6 protein-coding genes are annotated in these 6,981 nt (G+C 41.9%); all 6 read left to right on the top strand.

The genetic code is table 11. The features are described from left to right. Positions 1 to 620: hypothetical protein (locus tag L4D09_RS28225; protein ID WP_428460868.1), on the top strand; the 620-nt coding region annotated here is incomplete at its 5' end. 214 nt (positions 621 to 834) lie between these two features. Then, positions 835 to 1,206: a winged helix-turn-helix domain-containing protein gene (locus L4D09_RS28230; RefSeq protein ID WP_428460869.1), complete on the top strand. Its 372-nt coding sequence runs from the start codon at positions 835 to 837 to the stop codon at positions 1,204 to 1,206. A gap of 118 nt (positions 1,207 to 1,324) precedes the next feature. Then, entirely contained in the window at positions 1,325 to 1,825 is a 501-nt protein-coding gene (locus L4D09_RS28235; RefSeq protein WP_428460870.1) for a CS1 type fimbrial major subunit, read from the top strand. Between the two features lie 87 nt (positions 1,826 to 1,912). Continuing rightward, positions 1,913 to 2,647, top strand: a complete 735-nt coding sequence (locus L4D09_RS28240; protein ID WP_428460871.1) for a hypothetical protein — start codon at positions 1,913 to 1,915, stop codon at positions 2,645 to 2,647. A 13-nt stretch (positions 2,648 to 2,660) separates the two neighbouring features. Then, on the top strand, positions 2,661 to 5,132 hold the full coding sequence (locus tag L4D09_RS28245; RefSeq protein WP_428460872.1) for a TcfC E-set like domain-containing protein: 2,472 nt from the start codon (positions 2,661 to 2,663) through the stop codon (positions 5,130 to 5,132). A gap of 7 nt (positions 5,133 to 5,139) precedes the next feature. Next, complete coding sequence (locus L4D09_RS28250) at positions 5,140 to 6,237, top strand: hypothetical protein (protein ID WP_428460873.1); 1,098 nt, start codon at positions 5,140 to 5,142, stop codon at positions 6,235 to 6,237. Positions 6,238 to 6,981: the final 744 nt, after the last annotated feature.

A 6,981-nucleotide genomic window follows, 5' to 3' on the forward strand; every position in this document is an offset into this window, starting at 1 on the left:
TGAATGATGGCGTACAGAACGGTCACGGCTCTTTTTATTCTACCTTTAGTTATGCCGATAACATGCATTTACCCAAAGGTACCTACACCGCCAAACAACCTGTTACGATATACGGCATGAGCTGGAGCGGCGCACCAGATCCGGTATCGAAGATCCAGCTTGACGTTAACCTTGACTTCAATATTGAGCAAGACAGCATTGAACTGGGTAGCTGGTCGGAAAACTATGCGCTATCACAGCCAAGCCAGAAAAGTGTGTTCTTCTACGTACCGCCACAAGACAATGTGGTGCATGCCGATGCCTCGAGCCCAGACCGTTCGGTTTGGAACGGTACAGCCGGCACCTCGTTCTTTGATGTAAAAGTCGTAAACGATAAGGGCGAAGCATTCACCGCCAAAATACGCGGGAATAAAAACTTTCGAGGCAGAAACATACGAATGAACGATGGGGTCCAAAATGGCTACGGCGCATTTAAAGCAACAGTAAATGCAGCAGACAATCCAGATCTACCTGCCGGTAATTATCGTACGAAAGAGTCGGTAATAGTTTATGCACAGAGCTGGAGTGGCGCACCAAAGCCAGTCAAAGCACTGAAACTAGGTATCGACTTTACAATTTAATACATCTGCTAAAACAGTAACAAAAACCAGAGTATTTACTCTGGTTTTTTCCGCTAGTATAACCTTGAACCCATTTTTTGTGATAATGAACCTTATAAAATAACCATTCTTATTGGCATAAAAAGTTTAGGTGATTAGTATAAAAACCAAGAAAGAGTTAACAACAAAAACAACACGACCATAGTCTACAACCGAACAGCAAATGGACTAAATCATGAGTTCAATATATGAGATAAATATTGGTGAAAGCATAGAGTGCGTTTTTTTTCCGATAGAAAGAGTTATAAAAAGAAACACGAATGATGACAAAATAAAATTAACCACAACTGAAGCAGAAATGTTTAAGTTACTATGTTCTCATGCAGGAAAAAGTGTTGAGAGAGCACAAATAGAAAATGAAGTATGGCGAGGAAGAGGGGTTATTCCAACCACAACAAATTTAAACCAACTTGTTTGTACCTTAAGGAAGAAAGTTAAAAAAATCACTGATGGAAATATAATCATCACAGTACCAAGGATTGGTTTTGTACTTAGCGACATTGTTGAAGTTTATCCAACAGAAAAAAATAAAAACCTTTATAAATGACATTTACATGAACCATTAATCTAAATTAACATCAACTAATAAAACTTAACTATCTTCAATATATAGAATATATAGAATCAACTTTATATTAAACTGACAAAATAAAAAGGTAAGTTTCATGCTTAATAAAAAAACATCTGTTCTTTCATCACTAATTTTATCTGCATTAATTTCAACTGGTACAGCCCACGCAGCAGCTGGTGACAAGATTAATAAAGTCATCAACGTCAATGCGACAATTCCCTCGGCAACATTTACGGTTGCACCAAGCTATGGTGCTTGGCCTACAGACATCGAATTACCGTATGATGCAGACAATAATACTTTCCTGACATATACCATTCAACTAGAGGCATCAACATCAAAAGGCCTTTCGGCTCAACTTAACCAAGAGGCCGCTTTGGTTAGTGGCAATAATAAAGTGCCTCTTCTCGTAAAGCTAAATGAGAGAGAATTAGGCCCAACTCTAACGGGAATCGTCAATAACACAACTGGGGCGGAAGATCCCGATCAACAAACCCACATCTTCAATTTAGAAGTCGGCCCAAAACCCGGTTCATACACCCAGACAGGGCTGTATGCTGGCGTAGTTAATATGGTGCTTGAAGATAACTTCTAACATCAATTCAAAGAACATCCAAAGACTAGTTAAACTTACTTTCGAATATGGGGTGTGATACACCCCATATTTTCGCTTGGATAAATCATGATAACTCCTAACTTTCTCCTTCGTACATTATTACCATTCATTATTATATTCAGCGTACCAACATCTGCTAGTGTCATGCAGATATCCGTACCAAACAAGGTCAGCATATTAAAATCTGATGGATCAAGCTCTTCATCACTAATACAGGTCACCAATACCGATAAAAACAGCCCAAGGTTTGTAAAAGTCAGCGTTTATTATATTGAGCCAGATAGTATAGGAACAGGTAACGAAAAACTCATTGAAATAGATGGAAAATTAAAAAATGATAATTTGATAGTTCTGCCAGAAAAAATGGCCATTCCGCCTAATGGTCGAACCAATGTAAGGGCGATATATTCCGGAAAAGTATTGGATGAGGATCGAAATTATAAAATTCGATTTTATCCAATTACAGAAGTTGAGTATACCGGCGATGAAAGTAATGATGAGAATAAAGCTGCTCTATTTTTTTCTATTTCTTCAACCTCATTTGCCACCGTTATAAAATCAAACCCGATGTATCAGCTTGATATCAATAACACCAAGCTTACCAATAGCGGAGACAGTATAACACTGCTGCAAAACTGTAATATCTGCAGGGGTAACGACTGCAAAGTATATACCGAATTTCGTCTTCCACCCAAACGAAGCATTGATTTAAAATCAATGATAAAGGGAGACAGCAAATTAACATGGGAATGTAATTTGCTCGAGCCAAGTGTTGGAAAGAAAACTATCACCAACCGCTAAGTTAATTAAGCCTATGACTCAGATAATAAAAAAAACATTCATAGTCTTGGCTGCCCTGCAATGCAGTCAAGCTATTGCTGCGCAGAATGGCGCAATTAATTCACCTACCGACTTTAACTTTTTAACTCCGGCAGGCTTCGAGGGTTTACTGAGCCGCGAGGCAACCCCGACCGAACTGCTGTATTTAGATAAAACAATTGATAATGGTGACATTGTTTTATCTGAGAATGGTGAAAAACGCTACCGATCGGGCAATGACGAGTTCGAACTCGAGACTACATATTATTGCGTATCAAGCGAACTGATAAGCAACCTCGTTGCTAACCCAGCCATCTGTAAAACAATGAGTTTCACATTGCATGAAAAGTACGAAGACAAGGTACTGCTAGTCTACCTGCAGCCGGATGATAACTCGGTAGTGGCACTGAACAAGCAATTTGGTATCAATACTGATCGTGAGACGGGTGAGCAGGAAAGAAAACACATCAGCCAAAGCTCAATGGATACTGTTAGTGGCAGTGTGAGGTATAGCGCTAACTTTACCGAAAGTGACGACTCCAATGGCTCTTTGTCGCTAACCAGCCAAGTCTCGTATGGGGAATACTTACTAGAAGCCGAACCGATTTTCGACCGTCACAACGGTAACAACTCGGTAAGTGTTGGTAGACTATTAGGCTCGCGTACCTTCACTGGGGAAAAACACGAGCTGGGCTTCAAACCATCGGGACAGAACGGCCTATTCAACTCGAGTATCGGGGTGATCCCAAGTCGCAACATGTTAGGTGGCTGGTACTCATCGACCAGCGAAACGTTCAAGAATAAGCAGCAAGGTACAGGCTTGCCTCTGCAGGTATTCATGCCGTTTACCGGTATGATTGAAGTCTATCGGGACGGGCGCTTACTCTATATTAGCCGTGCTAGCGCGGGTATGGCACAAATCCCAGTGACTGATTTTCCGATCGGCGTGTATGACGTATCTATCGAACGAAAGTCACTCAGTGGAGAAGAGCTAGAATCGATCACAGACACGGTAAGTAACTCGTTAACTGATAATGGATTTACTCTCGCATTAGGTATGATGAATACGGCCCCAAAAAAAACAGATGTGCTGGACGGCGATTACGACGATCTGACAGCGGGCTTTTCCTACCAGTCAAAAATAAGCAATTTCACAACCAGCTCATTGTCAGTATTGAGCATCGGCAGTGCACAATATTTACAGTCAACCATCGGCTATCAACCCGCTTTTCCTTTAGGAGTTGAACTGTCGGCTGAATTCAATACCCAGTCAAAAGATTGGGGCGTGAATCTACAGACTAACTACACCGGTATGTTGCTGGGGAAAATGATAAACAGCAATCTCAGCTACCGCTTTAGTGAGTTGCTCAATACTGAAAGTCGATCGTATTTTTTCAATGTCTCATTGATGCCAAACAGCCAATACTCAAATCTATTTATGCTTAATGCCCACTCATCGAAGGTGAACACACCCTATTACCGTGAGGATTACGCTGAGCTTAATATCGAAAACCAAAACAGCGTTCACCTGTTCGGGGTTTTGGCTAAGCTGAGTACATCACTGGGTACATCGTCTACCGATGATCTTCTGGCGACCTTATCACTCAACTTCGAACTCGGGCCAAACCGTGACTATTCACTGAGTACCAACTTCACTTATACCGGTCAACGCGAATCATCCTATGGCGAAGTCATCCTCGCAAAGCAAGGGACGAAAGAGAGCAAGTTGAACCACCTAACGTTCAACGCTGGCGGAGGTGAAGCATTTGCACGTGTCGGTGCTGATGCCAATTTCAAGTTCGACAGCACCAATGCCTATCTCGGTGGATATGTATACCGTGATGCACAGCAAGGAACCTACAACAGTAACCAATATGGCCGGGCTAGCGGTAACGTGTATTTCTCGGGTACTCAATATGCCTTTGACCGTAACAGTGCCAACTCTGGTGTAATCATTAAAATGGATACCCAACCAGATAGCAATATCGAAGTACGTGCCGATGTCAGTGGTGGAACCTCGGTAAAACTCAAAGAAAGTAATACCTTAGTGGCCATGCCTAGCTTCTCCGAAAGCAGCATGTACATCAACTCATCGAACGCGGTCATTGATGACTATAGCCACGCCTACGTGTTGTACAAGGGTAACTTTGCGTTCTTGAACATTAACCCAAGACAAACTTTCGAGGCTGCAGGCTATATCGACTTCGATGACTTTAACGGTAACAGCGTCACGCTTAACAATCACGAATCTAAAGTCACAATAAGCAATCACGAATCAACGGTTGATGTACAGGGTCTCAACAACGAAGAGTATTTCCAGCTAACGGTATCTCGGCAGTATCCAGTGATAGAGCTACTCGATGGTGAAGGCCGTTCAATGTGTACCGTCGATCTTGATGATAACCTCACGGCCAGTAACAGCCAAGAGTTCGTGTATTTAGGTAAGGTTGGTTGCCAAGATGGATAAATTCATAATGAGTCAATTAAAGGTGAGGAAATTTAAAGTGGGTCAGTTAAAAATGACTAGATCGATTATATTTTTGGCTAGCGCCTGCTATTTTGCTCTCTGGTCTGGTCTCATACAAGCGGCACAGTTCACCCTACCTGTCGGGCTACTGCATTACACGCCTGAGACCACTGGGAGCTACCTGTTCCCACAAGTAGGTGCTGGCTCGCCTTTATGTGGCGAAAACAATGCCTATGCAAAAAAATATAAGGTATCAGGCTCTGTAATGGGCAGCGCGTCCTGGGGTTATAGAGCAACCGTCGATCAACCAGCCTACATCACCTTATATGAAAGAAACGGTAACGGCACAGCACAAATAAAAGTGAGCCCTTTGGGCACGCATAAAACAGCGGGGAAAAATTTTGGAGGCGCAGGATACGTGGCAGGAAATACATGCGCTAGTAGCGTACATCGCCAAAATTTATTCGGAGAGAAAAGCTTAGGTACAGAAGGGACGGTAATAATAGATCACCATTTAAATTATACCGTTTCAATTTATTACACCCTCGCCTTCGAGCTGCTTAATCCAGACTCTGTCAAGCCAGGGATCTACTCTACACGTGGCGGCTACCAATTCAAAAGCAGTGAAATTGAAATGACGTCGCACACTAACAACGGAACTAAAACCTCGCCCTTCATCCCCAATCTAAGCCTGGTAATTGGCCATGTTTTCAAGATAAACATGCCCCATAGCTCAGTATCATTGTCACCGCCCTATCAGGATGACGATATTCTCACCGGCGAAGTGCGCTTTCGAGCCCAGAGCAACGAACGTTATAGCATCACAATGCAATGTGGTAACTCGAATGCCGCCACACCAGAGGGCAGTTGTAAATTTTCCAGTACCCAAATGGAATTGAGCACCAAAGCCAGATTTCCCGAGCAAGGTAAGACTTTTGAATTACGCCACGATATCCCTGCCTATATTGAAGGTACTGAATTTACCGGAAGCACTTATGAATACCCTGGTTACATAGACTTCACTCTAAATGGGATAAAGGAGCATGGCGAAGCGGGCAAAACCTATTTCGACATTGTAAAACTAACCTTTGAAGCCGATTTCTAACATCAATTAAGTACTCAAGATAAGAAAAGCCCCTGCAACAGAGCCACAGGGGCTGCTTACATTAATAGAGGTTCACTCGGCTAAAACTAACAGTGTGACCACCAGTATGAATATCACGATCCGTTATATAGAACAGAGACACTTTACCATCGCAGTGAAGTAAGCTGCATCACCGACAACCAACTCAGCAGGTCGTGTCTGCATCAACATAATCAACTCGCACTTCGTCATTTACCGAGCCACCTCTTGTTCTACTAGCATACTCAACTACGCCCTGTACTGTTTGCTTCTCTGTGGTTGTAGCAGCCAACGTTGCACGAATACTGAAAGAACATGGATTTTCAATTTCGCTATGGACGAAACCAAAATGGAATGACTGTAGGCCCTTCAGCGTGATGAATTGTAATCAATCAGTACTACAGACCTAAGACCGATAGCGTTCTCTAGCCACTCAGAACCATCAATATCGCTATAAAAGAAAGAAAAATAAATTCACCCCACCACAAAAACAAATAGGAGCACTCACTAAAAATAACATCATAAAACTTAATATTTTCATTAAAAAACTGGGAGGAAGAACCTTTAAATAATAACTTAATTAAGAAAGTTCATTTAGGTTATGTGCATTTGTTTAGTATTCATGGTAGAAATTTAAAAAAGACTAAAGTAGCCAATGGTTATGAAGAAATCCAATTTTATAATAATAAGACACAAAGCACAGTCTATTTTATACAGTGTTAAGCT

The sequence above is a fragment of the Photobacterium makurazakiensis genome (assembly GCF_050336715.1).
GTDB classification, from domain to species: domain Bacteria; phylum Pseudomonadota; class Gammaproteobacteria; order Enterobacterales; family Vibrionaceae; genus Photobacterium; species Photobacterium makurazakiensis.